Here is an 18,455-nt window from a genome sequence, read left to right as displayed (position 1 = left end):
AAAAAGGAGGGCAGGCCCGTGCTCGCGGCAGCCGCCGAGGTGGCTGCATGCCCTGCCCGTCAGCGTGGCTGTTGGGACAGTGCGACGCGTCAGCCTCTACAATATAGGCGGTAAGTGGCCGATTTGGCCCCATAGCATGCCGCACGCGAAGAGTGCGCCGGGTCGCGCGTTCGCGCAATGGCGTGCAACAGATTCTTTCACTTTTCCCGATTTTCGCGCCGAAATTTGATATTTTTTGACGTTTGCGCGCGAGAAAAACGTTTTCACGGAGTTTCGATGAGCATTGACCGGGCACAAGTCGACGCCGCTTTGGCGGCTGTCGTCGACCCCAATACCGGCCGTCCGTATGCGGCGAACAAGGGCGTGCGCAACGTCGCGATCGACGGCGACGTCGTGGCGCTCGACGTGGTGCTCGGTTATCCCGCGCGCAGCCAGCACGACGACGTGCGCGCCCGCGTCACCGCGGCGCTGCAGGCCGTGGCCGGCGTGCGCGACGCGCGCGTCGCGGTCTCGCAGGAGATCGTCGCGCACACGGTGCAGCGCGGCGTGAAATTGCTGCCGAACGTGAAGAACATCGTCGCGGTCGCATCGGGCAAGGGCGGTGTCGGCAAGAGCACGACGGCCGTCAACCTCGCGCTCGCGCTCGCCGCGGAAGGCGCGTCGGTCGGCATCCTCGACGCCGACATCTACGGTCCGTCGCTGCCGACGATGCTCGGCATCCACGGCCAGCGTCCCGAGTCGCCCGACAACCAGTCGATGAACCCGCTCGTCGGCCACGGGCTGCAGGCGAACTCGATCGGCTTCCTGATCGAGGAAGACAACCCGATGGTATGGCGCGGCCCGATGGCGACTTCCGCGCTCGAGCAGCTGCTGCGCCAGACCAACTGGCGCGAGCTCGACTACCTGATCGTCGACATGCCGCCCGGCACGGGCGACATCCAGCTGACGCTCGCGCAGCGCGTGCCCGTCACCGGCGCGGTGATCGTCACGACGCCGCAGGACATCGCGCTGCTCGACGCGAAGAAGGGCCTGAAGATGTTCGAGAAGGTCGGGATTCCGATCCTCGGCATCGTCGAGAACATGAGCATCCACATCTGCTCGAACTGCGGCCACGAGGAGCACGTCTTCGGCGCCGGCGGGGCCGAGCGGATGGCGAAGGAGTACGGCGTCAACGTGCTCGGCAGCCTGCCGCTCGACATCGCGATCCGTGAGCGCGCCGACAGCGGCACGCCGACGGTCGTGGCCGATTCGGAAGGCGCGCTGGCGCGTCGCTATCGCGAAATCGCGCGCGGTGTTGCGCTGGCGATTGCCGAGCGATCGCGCGACATGACGTCGAAGTTCCCGTCGATCGTTGTTCAAAATACGTAAAACCCTTGCGGGGCGGGGCCTCACGCTGTTTACGGCGCCGCGAGGCGCGGTATCATGGCGACTTTTCCCGGGTCCCTTTACCCGCCCGGCGCGGCCGTCGTGTCAAACGGCCGTGAGCCGGCATGAGGATCGAATGAAACAACGACATCACGGCGTGTACGCCGGCCGCGCGCGGTGCGCGCTGCTGGCCGCCGCCGCGCTGGGCCTGCTGGCCGGCTGCACCTCCTTTTCCTCGTCGCACGAAAAACGGGCCGACGCACAACTGCAGCCGACGGTCGGCTCGCAGGCGCGCGGCGCGGTGACGTTCGTCGAGCGTCCGGACGGCGTGCAGGTCACTTACAACCTGGCCGGGCTGCCGCCGAACAGCGATCACGCCTTGCAGGTACACGAACGCGGCGACTGCAACGCGGGCGACGGCTCGAGCGCCGGCCAGGTGTTCGCGCCGGCGGCCGACCGGCTGCGCGCGGGTGCCCGCGTCGCCGGCGATCTCGGCAACATCCACGCGGACGCGAACGGCGTCGCGGCCGGCTTCATCGTCGCGCCCGATCTGGCCCTCGATGGTGTGCGCTCGGCGATGAACCGCGCGGCGCTGGTGCACCGCGAACCGAGCGATCCCGCGTTTCCGCAGCATGGCGCGGGGCCCGCGCTCGCTTGCGGCGTGATCCGGTGACGGCCGCTGCGTGCGCAGGCCGATGATCGCGTAAAATGTGCGCCTTTCCCGGCCGCTGCCTCGCGCGAGCGGCCCTCCCTGACTGTCACGCAGCGTTTCCAGGCGCCCTGATATGAAACGACCCCAACGCTCACTTCGTTCGCTGTCCCCCGAGGGGACGGCCAGCCTCCTTGGGACGGCCCGGCGGAGGCTGGCATGAGCATCAAGTCCGACAAATGGATTCGGCGCATGGCCGAAGAGCACAAGATGATCGAGCCGTTCGTGCCCGATCAGGTCCGCGCGTCCGAGGACGGCCGCCGGATCGTCAGCTACGGCACGTCGAGCTACGGCTACGACATCCGCTGCGCGGACGAATTCAAGATCTTCACGAACATCAACTCGACGATCGTCGACCCGAAGAACTTCGACGAGGGTTCGTTTGTCGATTTCAAGGGCGACGTGTGCATCATCCCGCCGAACTCGTTCGCGCTGGCCCGCACCGTCGAATATTTCCGCATTCCGCGCACCGTGCTGACGGTCTGCCTCGGCAAGTCGACCTATGCGCGCTGCGGGATCATCGTCAACGTGACGCCGTTCGAACCCGAGTGGGAAGGCTACGTCACGCTGGAATTCTCGAACACCACGCCGCTGCCCGCGAAGATCTACGCGAACGAAGGCGTCGCCCAGGTGCTCTTCTTCGAGAGCGACGAAGTGTGCGACGTGTCGTACGCGGATCGCGGCGGCAAGTATCAGGGGCAGCGTGGTGTCACGCTGCCGAAAACCTGATCTGGTTGCATAACGTCTCACCAGTTTCCGGGTGACCGCTGCGCGTGACGCGCCGCGGTCGTTCTTTTTGGAGAATCGCCCATGAAGTTTCGTTTCCCCGTCGTCATCATCGACGAAGATTTCCGCTCCGAGAACATCTCGGGCTCCGGCATCCGGGCGTTGGCCGAAGCGATCGAGAAGGAGGGCGTCGAAGTCCTCGGTCTCACGAGCTACGGTGATCTGACGTCGTTCGCGCAGCAGTCGAGCCGCGCGTCGTGCTTCATCCTGTCGATCGACGACGACGAACTCATGCTCGGCGAAACCGGTTCGGACGGCGAGCTGCCCGAGCTCGCGACCGCGATCATCGAGCTGCGCGCGTTCGTCACCGAAGTGCGCCGCCGCAACGCGGACATCCCGATCTTCCTGTACGGCGAGACGCGCACGTCGCGCCACCTGCCGAACGACATCCTGCGCGAACTGCACGGCTTCATCCACATGTTCGAGGACACGCCGGAGTTCGTCGCCCGCCACATCATCCGCGAGGCGAAGGTCTATCTCGACTCGCTCGCGCCGCCGTTCTTCAAGGAGCTCGTGAAGTACGCGGACGAAGGCTCGTACTCGTGGCACTGCCCGGGCCACTCGGGCGGCGTCGCGTTCCTGAAGAACCCGCTCGGCCAGATGTTCCACCAGTTCTTCGGCGAGAACATGCTGCGCGCGGACGTCTGCAACGCAGTGGACGAACTCGGCCAGCTGCTCGACCACACGGGCCCCGTCGCGGCGTCCGAGCGCAACGCGGCGCGCATCTTCAGCGCGGACCACCTGTTCTTCGTGACCAACGGCACGTCGACGTCGAACAAGATCGTCTGGCACGCGACGGTCGCCCCGGGCGACATCGTGCTGGTCGACCGCAACTGCCACAAGTCGATCCTGCACGCGATCACGATGACGGGCGCGATCCCCGTGTTCCTCACGCCGACGCGCAACCACTTCGGCATCATCGGGCCGATCCCGCGCGACGAATTCAAGCCGGAGAACATCCGCAAGAAGATCGAGGCGAACCCGTTCGCGCGCGAAGCGATGCGCGAGAACCCGGACATGAAGCCGCGCATCCTGACGATCACGCAGAGCACGTACGACGGCGTCGTCTACAACGTCGAGATGATCAAGGACCTGCTCGGCGACCTGCTCGACACGCTGCACTTCGACGAAGCGTGGCTGCCGCACGCAACCTTCCACGATTTCTACCGCGACATGCACGCGATCGGCGACGGCCGTCCGCGCACCGGCGCGCTCGTGTTCGCGACGCACTCGACGCACAAGCTGCTCGCGGGCATCTCGCAGGCCTCGCAGATCGTCGTGCAGGATTCGGAGAACCGCACGTTCGACAAGCATCGCTTCAACGAGGCGTACCTGATGCACACGTCGACGAGCCCGCAGTACGCGATCATCGCGTCGTGCGACGTCGCGGCCGCGATGATGGAGCCGCCGGGCGGCACCGCGCTCGTCGAGGAATCGATCGCCGAGGCGATCGACTTCCGCCGCGCGATGCGCAAGGTCGACGCCGAATACGGCGACGACTGGTTCTTCAGCGTGTGGGGCCCGGACAACCTGTCCGAGGAAGGCATCGGTTCGCGCGAGGACTGGATGCTGAAGCCGAACGACCACTGGCACGGCTTCGGCCCGCTGGCGGAAGGCTTCAACATGCTCGACCCGATCAAGGCGACGATCATCACGCCGGGGCTCGACGTCGACGGCGAGTTCGGCGAGACCGGCATTCCGGCCGCGATCGTCACGAAGTACCTGGCCGAGCACGGGATCATCGTCGAGAAGACCGGCCTGTACTCGTTCTTCATCATGTTCACGATCGGCATCACGAAGGGCCGCTGGAACTCGATGGTGACCGAGCTGCAGCAGTTCAAGGACGACTACGACAACAACCAGCCGCTGTGGCGCGTGCTGCCGGAATTCGTCGCGCAGCATCCGCGCTACGAGCGTGTCGGCCTGCGCGACCTGTGCACGCAGATCCACGACGTGTACCGCGCGAACGACATCGCCCGCCTGACGACGGAGATGTACCTGTCGGACATGGAGCCGGCGATGAAGCCGTCGGACGCGTTCGCAAAGCTCGCGCACCGCAAGATCGACCGCGTGCCGCTCGACGAGCTCGAAGGCCGCGTGACGAGCATCCTGCTCACGCCGTACCCGCCGGGCATTCCGCTGCTGATCCCGGGCGAGCGCTTCAACAAGACGATCGTGAACTACCTGCGGTTCGCGCGCGACTTCAACGAGCGCTTCCCGGGCTTCCACACCGACATCCACGGCCTCGTCGCGGAAGAGGTGAACGGCCGGGTCGAGTACTTCGTCGACTGCGTGCGCGACTGATGGCGACGCACGGACGAATCCAGGCGATACGTGCGGCGCTGGCCGCGCTCGTCGTCTGGGCGGCAGGGGCGGCAGGGCTGGCGGGAGTCGGGGTCGCGCACGCGGAAGTCGCGGCGGCCGACCCGATCGACGTCGCGATGCGGCAGTGTCTCGCGCGGCGCGACCGGTCGTCACCGGCCGGCCAGATCCAGTGCATGGGCGAGGCGCAGCAGCAGTGGCAGGCCGTGATGGACGGCGCGTACCAGCGCCTGTTGAAGGATGCGCCGGCCGACGCGAAGCGCGGCTGGCAGGACAGCCAGCGCCATTGGCTCACGTGGCGCAAGGACGAAGTGCATCTGCTGAAGGCCGTGTACGACACCACGCGCGGGACGTCGTACGCGATGTCGAGTGCCGACCTGCAGCTGCAGCCGGTGCGCGATCGCGCACTGGCGCTGCGCGGTGCGGCCGATCGCTATGCGCCGCCGCCCGCCGCCGTGCCGGTTGCGGCCACGAGCGGCGCGCAGGGCAGCGTGGGTGATGTCCCGAGCGCGGCCAAACCGAACGCCAAACCGAACGGCAAGCCGGCGAACGCGCCGCGCGATCCGGCCGTGCGCCGCGTGCGGCCGTGCGAACAGGACGCCGCGTGCGAGCACGCGCTGTTCGACCTGAACCGCTATTACCAGAAGCTGCGCCGCAAGATGCCCGCGCATTCGGCCGCGACGCTCGTGCGCGCGCAGCGCGCGTGGGTCGGGTTCCGCGATGCGACGGCACCGCTCGTCGGCGAGGACGGCCGCGTCGACCTGATCGGCGCGCGCATCGCGACGATGAAGCGTCTGTCGGAGACGGCCGGCAACAAGTAAGCGCAATGGCGACGCCGGTGATCCGGCGAGACGGCAAAAAGCAAAACGGGCACCCGGAAAGGTGCCCGTTTTTCATTTGGCGGCCGTGATTCAGGCGGGCCGTTGCGTATCGAGCCCGCCGAACCACGACGGCACGAGCGCGACCGCATCGTCGAGCGACGCGAGCACGTGCAGGCTCAGCGCGACGATTTCGGGCGTCGGCGCCTTCAGGTCGGGCACGGTGATGACCGATGCACCCGCGCCGGCGGCCGATTGCGCGCCGAAGTCGCTGTCCTCGAACGCGACGCAGGCGTGGGCCGGCACGCCGAGGCGTTCGGCCGCGAGCCGGTAGACGGCCGGGTCGGGCTTGCCGCGCGCGACTTCGTCGCCGCCCGCGATCGCGCGGAAGAACGGCAGCACGCCGACCGCGTCGAGCCGCGCACGGATGACCTCGCGCGCGGACGACGACGCGACCGCGCACGGAATGCCGGCTTGCGCGAGCGCATCGAGCAGCGCGAACGCGCCCGGCTTCAGCGGAAACTTCGGATGCGGTTCGGGCGCCGCAAGCTGCTCGCGCACGCGGATGCGCACCGCGTCGAACGTATCGGGGTTGCCGATCAGCCGTGCCAGGATGACCTGGCCTTCGGCGAACGAGCGGCCGACGATCTGCAGGTAGTCGGTGGTGGTCAGCGTGACGCCGTGCGCATTCGACACGTCGATCCACGTGTTCATGATGGTCCGCTCGGAATCGACGAGCAGGCCGTCCATGTCGAAGAGCGCGGCGGAAAAGGTCATCGGCGGCATTCGGGAAGCAGGGAAGGCGATGGGCGGCGCGACGGCCGCCCGAATGAAAAACGGACGCCGAGGGCGTCCGTCCGGAACAGCAGGCTTACTGGCCGAGCGCGGCGCGCGCGGCCTTCACCGCCGCACGCACCTGGTCGGGCGCGGTGCCACCCGGGTGGTTGCGGCTCGCGACCGAGCCCTCGAGCGTCAGGTAGCCGAACACGTCTTCGCCGATCAGGTGCGCGACGTTCGGCAGTTCCTGCTTCATCTCGTCGAGCGTCAGGTCGGCCAGGTCGATGCCGCGGTCGTCGCAGATCTTCACGGCGTGCGCGACGGCTTCGTGCGCATCGCGGAACGGCAGGCCGCGTTTCACGAGGTAGTCGGCGAGGTCGGTGGCGGTCGAGAAGCCCTGCAGCGCGGCCGCGCGCATCGCGTCCGGCTTCACGGTGATGCCGGCCACCATCTCGGCGAAGATCCGCAGCGTGTCGGCGACGGTGTCGACCGTGTCGAACAGCGGCTCCTTGTCTTCCTGGTTGTCCTTGTTGTACGCGAGCGGCTGGCCCTTCATCAGCGTCAGCAGCGCCATCAGGTGGCCGTTCACGCGGCCCGTCTTGCCGCGCGCGAGCTCGGGCACGTCCGGGTTCTTCTTCTGCGGCATGATCGAGCTGCCGGTGCAGAAGCGGTCGGCGATGTCGATGAAGCCGACGCGCGGGCTCATCCACAGCACGAGTTCTTCGGAGAAGCGCGACACGTGCGTCATCACGAGCGCGGAAGCCGCCGTGAATTCGATCGCGAAGTCGCGATCCGACACCGCGTCGAGCGAGTTCGCGCAGATGCCGTCGAAGCCGAGCGTCTTCGCCACCGCGTGACGATCGATCGGGTAGCTCGTACCGGCGAGCGCGGCCGCGCCGAGCGGCAGGCGGTTCACGCGGGTGCGGCAGTCGCGCATGCGCTCCGCGTCGCGCGAGAACATCTCGACGTACGCGAGCAGGTGGTGGCCGAACGTGACGGGCTGGGCAACCTGCAGGTGCGTGAAGCCCGGCATGATCGTGTCGGCGTTCTGTTCCGCGAGGTCGAGCAGCGCGCCGCGCAGGTCGTTCAGCAGGGCGCCGATGCGGTCGATCTCGCCGCGCAGCCACAGGCGGATGTCGGTCGCGACCTGGTCGTTACGCGAGCGGCCCGTGTGCAGGCGCTTGCCGGCGTCGCCGATCAGCGCGGTCAGGCGCGCCTCGATGTTCAGGTGGACGTCTTCCAGATCGAGCTGCCATTCGAATTCGCCGCGCTCGATTTCACCCTTGATCTGCGTCATCCCGCGTTCGATCGCGGCCAGGTCGTCGGCGCTGATGATCTTCTGCGCGGCGAGCATGTTCGCGTGCGCGAGCGAGCCGGCGATGTCGACGAGCGCGAGGCGCTTGTCGAAAAATACCGACGACGTGTAGCGCTTGACCAGCTCGGACATCGGTTCCGAGAAGCGGGCCGACCAGGCCTCGCCCTTTTTGTGCAGTTGGGACGTCATGGCGATTCTTCGAAGGGAGATTGAGCGGCGTGCGCCGCCGAGGAATCCGGGGATTTTAGCATTCGCGGCCGGGTGTCCGGCACAAGCCCGCCGCGGGCGGGCGCGGCGCGGGCGCTAGCGCGGCGAGCAGGTCAGCGGGCCGATCCGCGGCAGCGAGCCGTCGTCCGGCCGCCGGTACGCGAAGGCAACCGCGCAATCGTGGCCGTTGCCGGAGATTTCCAGGCGGTTATGGTCGACGAGGCCGTCGACGAACGTGAGGCCGTCGTAGCCGACGATCGTGCGCTGGCCGTTCTCGACATCGCGGACTTCGAGCCCCGGTGGCAGCGGTGTACCGTCGGGCGCGTGCAGGATGATCGACGCCGCGCTGTAGCGCGACACGGCGAAATGCGCGAGCACGCCCGAGCGCGCCTGCGGCACGACGTCGAGTGTCGTGTCGGCGATGCGCGCATCGGCCGGTAGCGTCGCGCCGTCGATCGCGACGCGATTGTTCTGGTACGCGTTCAGATCGGGCACCAGCAGGTAGCCGGCGCGGTCGGTCTCGCCGATCAGCCGGTTCTGGTGCAGGACGGGGACGCGCCCCGTATCGGTCGAGACGAGCGCAAAGCTGTCGTCGATGCGGCGCGCCGTCATCAGCCGGCCGTCCATCAGCACGAGCGCGCCCGTGACGTCGACCGACGCGTTGCCGCGCCCGCCGAACGACTGCGCAAGCAGCGTGACCTCGCCGGCGCGGCCGAGATACCGCACTTGACCCTGCCCATAGCGCAGCGCGGCGCTGGTGCCCGCCTGCACGTTCCAGCCGAAGCCGCCGCCGTAGTCGGGCGGGCGCGACGCGTTCACCGCGTAGGTCGATTCGCCGTTCTGCCGGCCTGCGCTGGCCGAGGCCGACGTGTTGCCGCCGAGGCCGATGCTCACGCTGGCGAAGAAGCCGCGCGTGTCGCGCTGCCGGAAATCCTGGAACGCGCTGACGGTCAGCGAGGTCAGCATGCCGAGATTGACGAGGTATGCGATCGAACCGATGCGCGATGCATCGATGCCCGGGTACTTGAGGCCGAGATAGCTGAACGACAGCGTCTGCGCGCGCAGGAACGGAAACGATACCGTGACGCGGTCCGTGGCGCTCGACACCGGGATGCCCTCGCGCGCACCGAGGTCGCCGTAGCCGCCGAATGCGCGTAGCGTCTGCGCATCGATCGAGACACGCGGCGTCACGTACTGGTAGCCGAGGCCCACCTGCGCGCCGGCGCCGCGCTGCGCGCTGACGGCCAGCGACGCGTTCGCGACGCCGCCGTTGCCGATGCGCGCGAGGACGCCCGCGCCGGCGTTGTAGACGCCGGTCGTCGCTTCCGCGTGTGCCTCGACGGTCAGCCGCTCGCTGATGCCGTAGCGCAGCGACCCGCTCGCCGCCGGCGTGCGGGCGTAGTCGAACGAGGTGATGCCGTACGCGCGTCGCAGGAAACCCGCCTCGACCGAATAGCTCGCGAGGCCCGGCGCGAGCAGGCGCGTATCGATGTACAGCGGAATCGACGTCGACACCGAGCGGCCCAGCGCGTCGCGCGTGACCACGGTGGCGTTGCCCGAGCCGGTGATGCCCGGCACGCTGTTGATCACGAACGGCCCGCCCGGCACGTCGCCGCTGAACTGGCGCACGTTGTTCACGTACAGGTCGACCGACGTCGGCACGACCGCGCTGCCGGACAGCGCCGGCACCGGGAACGTCACGAGATCGGGGCGCAGGCCGAAGTTGCTGCGCCATTGCACGCCACCGATGCGCAGCGAGCGCGTCCACGACAGCGACGACGAGATCGTGTCGCCGAACTGCGTGGTCGTGAGCGTCGCCGGGCTCGAGCGCGTCCACGACGTGTCGTAGCGCAGGTAGCGCTGGCGGTCGTCGTACAGGTACGCGATGCCGGTGCTGCTGAAGACGCCGGCCGGGTCGAAATAGCGTGCCTCGCTCCAGATGGCGAGCGGCGAATGGGCGAGGGTCTGCGCGTAGGCATCGTAGTTCAGCACGACGCCGCGGCCGGCCGTGGCGGGCGGCGCGGCGGTGAGCGCGCGCGTGTCGAACGTGTGCGGAATGCGCAGCGCGTCGGGCACGCGCAGGTCGAGCGTCTGGCGGCTCATGTCCACGTCGTAGCGCAGCCCCGGGAGCGTGTCGAGCGCGACGAGCGTATTCGAAGGCTCGTGCGTGCGCTCGCCCGTCGCGACGCCGAGATCGTTCAGGTCGGCGGAGGCCGCGTAGAGTCGGCCGTCGATCTGCTGGACGCGGGCGATCCGGTGGGTCGGCTCGCCGTTGAGCGACACGTCGAGAAACAGCACGCCGGGCTCCGGGGCAGCCGCGGGGGCGGGCCGCGCGGGCGCCGGCTCCGCGCGTGCCGCGGCGGCATGCAGCGCCAGCGCGATCGCGAGGGCGGCCGCGAGCCGGGTGTGTCGCGCGGGGGCGTGGGCCCGGTGGGCATGGCGCGTCGTCGGCACGGGCAGCGTGGCGGGTTCGTGCCCGCGCGTCAGGGTGGCGTCAACTGCGCCTCGACCGGCTGCGCGTTGACGGTGGCCTGTACCCTGACGAACGATGCCGCGCGCGCGTCGAGCCTGAGCGGCCAGCGGCGCGTGCTGCCGGCGAGCGCATAGCCGAGCAGGCCGCGTGCGACCTCGTGAGTGGCGCCTTGCGCGTCGACCAGCCGGACCGCGGAAAGCTGCGCCCGCCGTCCGCCGCGATTGTCGACCGCGAGCCGCAGGCCCTGCGCGTCGCGCTCGACGCGCCACGCGAGACGCGGCGGCGCCGGCATCCCGGGCGGCTCGACGAACACGGGCACCGAATAGCGCAGCCGGATCGTGATGCCGTTTTCGACCGGGGTGCCGGGCGCGGGCAGTTCATCGATCAGGACGCGATAGCTTTCCTCGGCTGCCGGCGCATCGACGGCCGTGCGCACGAGCCGGATCAGCTGCCCGGCGTTCGCGCCGATCTGCAGCAGCGGTGGCGATGCGGCCAGCGCGTCGGTCGGCGTCATCACGTCGTCGCCGTTTTCCTGCGTCCAGCGGTACGTGCGGACCTGACCGTAGATCGGCCGTCCGCCCGGATTGTCGAGCATGACGCTGGCCGCGGCGGCCGACGGCGGCAGCTCGATCGTCACGGGCGTGATCTGCAGCGTGGCCGCAGATACGGCCGCCGCCGACGTGGCCCACAGCGCGGCGAGCGCGCGCGGAAGGAACGCCACGGGGCGTCAGAAGTAGACGGTGGCGGTGACGCTCGCCTGATAGGTGTCGGGCTTCGGTGTCGCCTGCGCCGGCACCTGGCCATACACGTTCAGCGTCTGTGCGGAACCGGTCCCGGTGCCGCCGACCGTGTCCGTTCCCTGTGTGTTGCCCCAGACCGTGGCGTGGCTCGAATCCTGGTAGATCTGGTAGCCGACCGTCGTGCTCGTGTTGCCGCTCGCGGTGCCGGCCATCAGCCGGCTGGCGACCGTCGAGCCCGTGACGGCGCCCGCATCGAGCCCGACGTTGTACGGCGTCGAGTTCGTACAGGTGACGGACAGGGTGGTCTGCTGGCTGATCGTCGACGCGAGCACGCCGGTCGTGCCGAATGCGAGCGGGTTGGCGGCGATCGTGCAGTTCGCCTGGATCGTCAGCGTGACGTTGAACTGGGCGGTGGCGTTGCCGTTCGAGTAGGTGGCGGCGACGGTAACGGGTTGCAGCGCCGGTGCGAATGCGAAGGCGGTCGCGAGCGCGGTGGAAAGGACACGACGTCGGGTAGCGTTCATTGTGGTTATCTCCAGCCGTTCAAGGGATGTCGCCCGGCTCGCGGGTGGCCTCCCGCGTTGTGCCTGCCGTGCCGACGGAACAGCGCTGTCGTTGACGGAAGACTACTCCACGCTTTCGGGCGCCGGCAATGGTGAAAACGCCGACGCGGCAGGTTTTGTGCCGGATTCCTGATAGATTGCTGTGGGCGGCTTGACCTGGATCAAGAATCGGCGCGAACGACGCGGTACGCGGCCGGCTACCATCGAGGGGCGCGTGGCCTGGCAACGGTTGTCGCGGGGCGAGCGTGCTTACGGGGAAAACCATGGCGGATGAGCGATTCGACGCGGCGCGCGGCTGGCTGCGCATGCTGTCGTGCCTGCTGCTGGTCGTGGCGCTTGGCGCGCCGTGGGCGTCGGCACGCGCGGATTCCTGTTCGGTCACGCCACCGGCGCCGAGCTTCGGCTCCGTCAGCCCGATCCGGCTGCTGGCCGTCACGACCACCAGCACGATGACCGTCAACTGCACGTGGGATGCGCTGAGCCTGAACACGGGCGTGCTCGTCTGCGTGAACCTCGGCGGCACGAGCCCGCGCTACCTGAGCAACGGGACGAACCAGATGCAGTACGACCTGTACCAGGATTCCGGCTATTCGCAGGCGTGGGGTTCCGTCAGCGCCGGCACCACACCGATCTCCGTTACGTTGCAGAAACCATTGCTCGGCACCAGCGCGAGCGCGAACATCACCGTCTATGGCCGCGTCACGGCCAACCAGCCGACCGTGCCGACCGTGAACAACAGCAGCACGGTCTACACGCAGAGCTTCAGCGGCAACCAGGCGACGTACAGCCAGAGCTTTTCGCTGCTCAGCATCCTGCCGACGCTGACGTGCGCGGCGCAGTCGGCGGCCGGCACGGTGAGCTTCTCCGCCACGGCCACGGTCACCAACGACTGCATCATCACCGCCACCGGCGTCGCGTTTCCGGCCACCGGCGTACTGACGTCTCCGTTGGCGGCGGCCGGGTCGATCAACGCGCGCTGCACGAACGGCGACGCGTTCCAGATTGCGCTGAACGGCGGCGGCAGCGGCAACGTCGCCGCGCGCACAATGTCGCGCGCGGGCGGCGGCGGGTCGGTCGGCTATCAGCTTTACAAGGACGGTGGCTACACGACGCCGTGGGGCGACGGCACCGGCGGCACGGCGATGGCGACGGGGGCGGGCAGCGGACTTAGCCAGACGATCCCCGTGTACGGGCGCGTGCCCGCGCAGACAACCCCCGCGCCGGGCAACTACAGCGACACGATTACCGCAACGATCAGCTTCTGAGTGGCGTCAGTCGCGCACCAGCACGACCAGCTTCAGGTCCTCGCGGTGCGCGGGCTTCAGCGTGATCTGCTGGTACACGAGGCGGCCGTCGGCCGGATGGTCGAATTCGCGCAGGCCGCCTTCGCGCTCGAATACGTCCTGCGATGCCCAGTACTGCGCGAAAGCGTCGCTGCCGGCGGTCAACGCGTCGATCAGTGCGCGCGTCGGCGCATCGGTCAGGTGACGGATCGAATCGGCGCGGAATTCGGCCGCGAGCCGCCGCGCGCGGGTTTCCCAGTCGACGATCAGCGTGCGTGCGGCCGGCGACATGAACGTGAAGCGCAGCAGGTTGCGGTCGTGCTCGCCGTCGAGCCAGCCTGAAAAGAGCGTGGCGGCCGGCGCGTTCCAGGCGAGGGCGTTCCATTGCCGGTCGAGCACGTACGCGGGCGTCGCGATGGCCGCGACGGTCGCGGCGAGCGTTGGCGGCAGGTCGCCGCCCGCGACGTCGGGCTCGGCCGGGTCGCGCTGCGCGGCCAGCTCGAACAGATACGCGCGCTCGGCCTTCGACAGTTGCAGCGCGACGGCGATCCGCGCGAGCGCGTCGGCCGACGCCGACACCGGGCGGCCCTGTTCGATCCACGTGTACCAGGTCGGGCTGACGCCGCACAGTTGCGCGACTTCCTCGCGCCGCAGCCCCGGCGTGCGGCGGCGCGGGCCGGGCGGCAGGCCGACGGCCTGCGGCGACAGCCGCTCGCGGTGGGCGCGGATGAATTCGCCGAGTGCGCGGGCGGGCGAGGCGTCGAGCGGCGGGACGGGAGCGGAGGACGGGTGGTTCATGCGGAAACGGCGAAATGGAAACGGGGGCGCGGCAACGGTCAGGCAGGTGTATCGAATACCAGAATAACTGCTTAACTTGTACCGGTACAAACGCAGGCCTATTGTAGCGGCTCGCGCGCCGGCAGGGCAGCGCGCGTCCCACAAAACGCGTTGCATGGGGCCGGAGCAGAGGCGGAGGCGTCTGTCGCACCGGCAACGGTACAAAGGAGCGAACGATGAAACACCACGACCAGGTCGTCGACGCATTCGGCACGACGGCCGCCGCCTATCTGACGAGCACGGTCCACGCGACGGGCGCCGATCTGCAGACGCTCGCGGACGCGGTGCGCGCGACGCCCGACGCCGCGGTGCTCGATCTCGGCTGCGGCGCGGGCCATGCGAGCTTCGCCGTCGCGCCGCACGTGCGCGACGTGGTCGCCTACGATCTCGCCGCGCCGATGCTCGCGACGGTCGACGCCGCCGCGCGCGAACGCGGGCTCGCGAACCTCCGTACGCAGCAGGGGCCGGCCGAGCAACTGCCGTTCGACACGGCGACGTTCGACTGGGTCGTGAGCCGGATGAGCGCGCACCACTGGCACGACATGCGCGCGGCGCTCGCCGAGGTGCGCCGCGTGCTGAAACCGGGCGGCCGCGTGTTGATGATCGATATCGCCGGCAACGATCATCCGCTTCTCGATACGTACCTGCAGGCCGCGGAGGTGCTGCGCGATGCGTCGCACGTGCGCGACTACCGGGCGGACGAATGGCTCGTGATGTTCCGCGAAGCCGGCTTCGACGCGCACGTGCACAGCCGCTGGCGGCTGCCGATCGATTTCGATACGTGGGTCGCGCGCATCCGCACGCCGGCCGACAGCGTCACCGGCATTCGCGCACTGTGGGCGCATGCGCCGGACGAGGTGCGCGGCTACTACGCGGTGCAGCCCGACGGTTCGTTCGAACACGACGCGTTGCTGATCGACGCACACTGAGCGCGAGGTGTGCCGCTGCTGTTTCGCCGGCGCATGAAAAAAGCCGCGATACGCATCGTCGCGTATCGCGGCTTTTAGGACGTCAGTCGGCGCGGAATCACATCGCGCCGCAGGCGGATCAGCCCGTGTTGCGCAGGCCGGCCGCGATCCCGTTGATCGTCAGGTGAATCCCGCGGCGCAGCCGCGCGTTCGTGTCGCCCGCACGGTGGCGCTTGATCAGCTCGACCTGCAGATGGTTCAGAGGATCGAGATACGGGAAGCGGTTCTTGATCGAGCGCGCGAGCAGCGGGTTGGTCGCGAGGCGGCCTTCGTGCCCGGTGATTTCGGCCAGCGCCTGCGACGTGCGCTCCCATTCCGCGACGATCCGCTCGAACACGTGCTTGCGCAGCTTGCGGTCGGAAACGAGCTGCGCGTAGCGCGACGCGACCGCGAGGTCGGTCTTCGCGAGCACCATGTCCATGTTCGACAGCAGGTTCGAGAAGAACGGCCAGGTCTTGTTCATCTTCTTCAGCAGCGCGACACGCTTCGTGCGCTCGGCGTCGTCCTGCGCGCCGTCGAGATACGCGCTCACCGCGCTGCCGAAGCCGTACCAGCCCGTCAGCAGCAGCCGGCACTGACCCCACGAGAAGCCCCACGGAATCGCGCGCAGGTCCTCGATCTTGCGCTGCTTCGGATCCTGCAGCTTGCGCGACGCCGGGCGGCTGCCGATGTTCAGCTCGGCGATCTCGGTGATCGGCGTCGACGAGAAGAAGTAGTCGGTGAAGCCCGGGGTTTCATAGACGAGCGCGCGGTACGCGGCCATCGCCGAATCGGACAGCGTCTGCATCGCGGCCTCGAACGCCGGCAACTGCGCGGGCGCATTGTTCTGCGGCAGGAGCGTGGCTTCGAGCGTCGCGGCGACGACCGTCTCGAGGTTGCGGCGGCCGATCTCCGGGTTCGCGAACTTGCTCGCGATCACCTCGCCCTGTTCGGTCAGGCGGATCTGGCCGTTCACGGTGCCGGGCGGCTGCGACAGGATCGCCTGGTAGGTCGGGCCGCCGCCGCGGCCGACCGTGCCGCCGCGGCCGTGGAACAGCCGCAGCGTGATCTTGCGGTCGCGGAACAGGTCGACGAGCGCGAGCTCAGCACGATACAGTTCCCAGTTCGACGTCAGGAAGCCGCCGTCCTTGTTGCTGTCCGAATAGCCGAGCATCACTTCCTGCTCGGCGCCCTGGTGTGCAATCAGCGCGTCGATGCCCGGCAGTGCGAAGTACTCGCGCATGATGCGCGCGGCGTCGCGCAGGTCGGGAATCGTCTCGAACAGCGGGATCACCATCAGGCTGTTCTTCGCATCGCCGCCCGGGACGCCGAGCGCGCCTTCGAGCAGGCCCGTCTCCTTCTGCAGCAGCAGCACCTCGACGAGGTCGCTGACGGTTTCCGTATGCGAAATGATGTAGTTGCGTACCGCACGTGCGCCGAATTGCGCGCGGACTTCACGCGCCTTCTCGAACACGCCGAGCTCGCTCTGCGCGAGCGCCGAGTATTCGAAATACGGCGAGCGCAGCGGACGCGGATCGGCGAGCGCCGCGAGCAGCACGCGCAGCTTGTCTTCCTCGGCGAGCGCCGCGTAGTCGGCCTCGACGCCCGCGCGGGCGAACAGTTCGGCGACCACGGCTTCGTGGATGTCGGAGCTCTGGCGCAGGTCGATGCTCGCCAGGTGGAAGCCGAACACTTCGGCCGCGCGCACGAGCGGCGCGAGGCGCGGCGCGGCGAGCGACGTGCCGTGGTGTTCGTCGAGCGACGCGGTCAGCACCTTCAGGTCGGCGACGAACGCTTCGGAATCCGCGTACGGGATCGCACGCACGGGCGGCGCGCCGCGGCCTGCGCTGCGCACCGGCACCGTGCCTTCGCCGAGCCGCACGCGTGCGCTTGCGGCGAGGCGCGTATAGATGCCGATCAGCGCGCGGCGATACGGTTCGTCGACGCGGTGCGGCGACTGGTCGGGGGAGGCTGCCGCGAGCGCCTTCACGGCGTCGTTCGCACCGACGAGCAGGTTCGACACCGACAGCTCGGCGCCGAGCTTGTGCACCTGTTCCAGATAGTGCTCGAGGATCACCGCGGCCTGGCGGTTGATCGCCTCGTCGAGCGTCGGCGCGGTCACGTTCGGGTTGCCGTCGCGGTCGCCGCCGATCCAGCTGCCCATCTGGAAGAACGCGGGTACGCGCGCGGACAGGCCGTGCTCGGCGAGCGCGGCCTCGATGTCGCCGTACAGCGCGGGCAGTTCGTCGAGGAACGTCGCGCGGTAGTACGACAGCGCGTTCTCGATCTCGTCGCCGACCGTCAGGCGCGAGTCGCGCAGCATGCGGGTCTGCCACAGCGCGGTGACGCGCGCGCGCAGCATCGATTCGTTGTGCTGGCGCTCACGGCTCGTCAGTTCCTGGTCGCGTTCGGCGAGCAGGCGCGCGATGTCGTGCTGGGCGTCGAGGATGCTCTTGCGCTGCACTTCGGTCGGGTGCGCGGTCAGCACCGGCACGATCAGCGCATCGTCGAAGAAGCGCTGCAGCAGGCGCTTCGACGCGTTGCCGGTCGTCTTCAGTTGTTCGAGCGCGTACGCGACCGTGCCGGGCTGCGACGCGGAGCCGGCCAGCGCATGGATGCGGCGACGTCGGTTGTGGTGGCGGTCTTCCGCGATGTTCGCGAGATGCGAGAAATAGCTGAACGCGCGCACGACGCTCACCGTCTGCTCCGGCGTCAGCTTGCGCAGCTTCTTCTCGAGCGTCTGCGCGGCTTCGCTGTCGTCCTCGCGGCGGAACTTGACCGCGGTCTGGCGGATCGTCTCGACGACGTCGAACACGGTATCGCCTTCCTGCTCGCGCACGACGTCGCCGAGCAGGCGGCCGAGGAAGCGGATGTCTTCGAACAGCGGGCCGTCCTTGTCCTCGCGCGTGCGCGTGCCGGACTTCGGCGCACCGGCCGTGCGGGCCGCGGTGCGGGCAGCCGGGCCGGCGGCTTTCGTCGCGCGTTTTGTCTGACGTATCGGGTCTTTCGGTTTCGTTGCCGTTTTCGCACGGCCGTTCGCGGCGGTGGCGACGGTGTCCGTCGAGGCGTCGGAGGAGGACAGGGCAGCATTGCGGCGCGCCGTACGCGCCGATCCGGAAGACTTCACGATGGGTTTCCTTGGGAAAGCTCGAGTCAAAAGGAACTGCGGAAACTGCGAAACTGCGGTCAAGCAACCAGCTACGTGCGGCACATCCGCGCATCGGCGCCGCGACCCGCTCGGCGGCAGGCCGGGCGCAGGCTCCAGGCCCGGGCGGGCAGGGGCGTGCGTGCTACCATTGTTCGATCTTCAATC

At 68.7% G+C, this 18,455-nt stretch carries 14 protein-coding genes; 7 read left to right on the top strand and 7 right to left on the bottom strand.

Annotated elements, in window-relative coordinates; genetic code table 11:
* The first annotated feature begins 276 nt into the window (after positions 1 to 276).
* The 5 genes from apbC to CFB45_RS13805 all read left to right on the top strand — a co-directional run bounded on the left by apbC (position 277) and on the right by CFB45_RS13805 (position 6,003).
* Positions 277 to 1,368 carry an iron-sulfur cluster carrier protein ApbC gene (gene apbC, locus CFB45_RS13825; RefSeq protein ID WP_089426095.1) on the top strand — a complete coding sequence of 364 codons (1,092 nt, stop codon included), beginning with the start codon at positions 277 to 279 and terminating at the stop codon, positions 1,366 to 1,368.
* Positions 1,369 to 1,501: 133 nt separating this feature from the next.
* Complete coding sequence (gene sodC / locus CFB45_RS13820; protein WP_089426094.1) at positions 1,502 to 2,038, top strand: superoxide dismutase [Cu-Zn]; 537 nt, start codon at positions 1,502 to 1,504, stop codon at positions 2,036 to 2,038.
* Positions 2,039 to 2,233: 195 nt separating this feature from the next.
* Positions 2,234 to 2,803 (top strand): dCTP deaminase, encoded by a 570-nt coding sequence (dcd, locus tag CFB45_RS13815; RefSeq protein ID WP_006398615.1) that lies wholly within the window; start codon positions 2,234 to 2,236, stop codon positions 2,801 to 2,803.
* An 81-nt stretch (positions 2,804 to 2,884) separates the two neighbouring features.
* Entirely contained in the window at positions 2,885 to 5,164 is a 2,280-nt protein-coding gene (locus tag CFB45_RS13810) for an arginine/lysine/ornithine decarboxylase (RefSeq protein ID WP_069248599.1), read from the top strand.
* Positions 5,164 to 6,003, top strand: coding sequence for a lysozyme inhibitor LprI family protein (locus tag CFB45_RS13805; protein WP_089426093.1), 840 nt, complete (start codon positions 5,164 to 5,166; stop codon positions 6,001 to 6,003). Before CFB45_RS13810 ends, CFB45_RS13805 begins: the two co-directional genes overlap by 1 nt.
* A gap of 90 nt (positions 6,004 to 6,093) precedes the next feature.
* On the opposite strand, the gene CFB45_RS13800 is transcribed toward CFB45_RS13805, so the two are convergent.
* The 5 genes from CFB45_RS13800 to CFB45_RS13780 all read right to left on the bottom strand — a co-directional run bounded on the left by CFB45_RS13800 (position 6,094) and on the right by CFB45_RS13780 (position 12,036).
* Positions 6,094 to 6,777 (bottom strand): HAD family hydrolase, encoded by a 684-nt coding sequence (locus CFB45_RS13800; protein WP_089426635.1) that lies wholly within the window; start codon positions 6,775 to 6,777, stop codon positions 6,094 to 6,096.
* 94 nt (positions 6,778 to 6,871) lie between these two features.
* Positions 6,872 to 8,281: an argininosuccinate lyase gene (gene argH / locus CFB45_RS13795; protein ID WP_089426092.1), complete on the bottom strand. Its 1,410-nt coding sequence runs from the start codon at positions 8,279 to 8,281 to the stop codon at positions 6,872 to 6,874.
* 114 nt (positions 8,282 to 8,395) lie between these two features.
* Complete coding sequence (locus CFB45_RS13790) at positions 8,396 to 10,759, bottom strand: fimbria/pilus outer membrane usher protein (protein WP_179255073.1); 2,364 nt, start codon at positions 10,757 to 10,759, stop codon at positions 8,396 to 8,398.
* Positions 10,760 to 10,782: 23 nt separating this feature from the next.
* Positions 10,783 to 11,493 carry a fimbrial biogenesis chaperone gene (locus CFB45_RS13785; protein ID WP_089426091.1) on the bottom strand — a complete coding sequence of 237 codons (711 nt, stop codon included), beginning with the start codon at positions 11,491 to 11,493 and terminating at the stop codon, positions 10,783 to 10,785.
* A 6-nt stretch (positions 11,494 to 11,499) separates the two neighbouring features.
* On the bottom strand, positions 11,500 to 12,036 hold the full coding sequence (locus CFB45_RS13780; RefSeq protein ID WP_089426090.1) for a Csu type fimbrial protein: 537 nt from the start codon (positions 12,034 to 12,036) through the stop codon (positions 11,500 to 11,502).
* Between the two features lie 302 nt (positions 12,037 to 12,338).
* Between CFB45_RS13780 and CFB45_RS13775 the strand changes: the two genes are divergently transcribed.
* The gene (locus tag CFB45_RS13775) at positions 12,339 to 13,340 is read left to right on the top strand and encodes a Csu type fimbrial protein (RefSeq protein WP_089426089.1); all 1,002 of its coding nucleotides are present in this window, start codon (positions 12,339 to 12,341) and stop codon (positions 13,338 to 13,340) included.
* A gap of 6 nt (positions 13,341 to 13,346) precedes the next feature.
* On the opposite strand, the gene CFB45_RS13770 is transcribed toward CFB45_RS13775, so the two are convergent.
* Positions 13,347 to 14,156 carry a helix-turn-helix transcriptional regulator gene (locus CFB45_RS13770; protein WP_089426088.1) on the bottom strand — a complete coding sequence of 270 codons (810 nt, stop codon included), beginning with the start codon at positions 14,154 to 14,156 and terminating at the stop codon, positions 13,347 to 13,349.
* A gap of 215 nt (positions 14,157 to 14,371) precedes the next feature.
* On the opposite strand from CFB45_RS13770, the gene CFB45_RS13765 reads away from it, so the two are divergent.
* On the top strand, positions 14,372 to 15,124 hold the full coding sequence (locus tag CFB45_RS13765; RefSeq protein WP_089426087.1) for a class I SAM-dependent methyltransferase: 753 nt from the start codon (positions 14,372 to 14,374) through the stop codon (positions 15,122 to 15,124).
* Positions 15,125 to 15,242: 118 nt separating this feature from the next.
* Here the strand turns inward: CFB45_RS13765 and ppc are convergent, their stop codons facing one another.
* Positions 15,243 to 18,269, bottom strand: a complete 3,027-nt coding sequence (gene ppc / locus CFB45_RS13760) for a phosphoenolpyruvate carboxylase (RefSeq protein ID WP_089426086.1) — start codon at positions 18,267 to 18,269, stop codon at positions 15,243 to 15,245.
* Between the last annotated feature and the right edge of the window lie 186 nt (positions 18,270 to 18,455).

Origin of the sequence: Burkholderia sp. HI2500, from assembly GCF_002223055.1 — a bacterium.
Classification (GTDB): Bacteria; Pseudomonadota; Gammaproteobacteria; order Burkholderiales; family Burkholderiaceae; genus Burkholderia.
The sequence above is the reverse complement of the archived record's forward strand: the minus strand, read 5'-3'. Positions and strand labels throughout refer to the sequence as shown.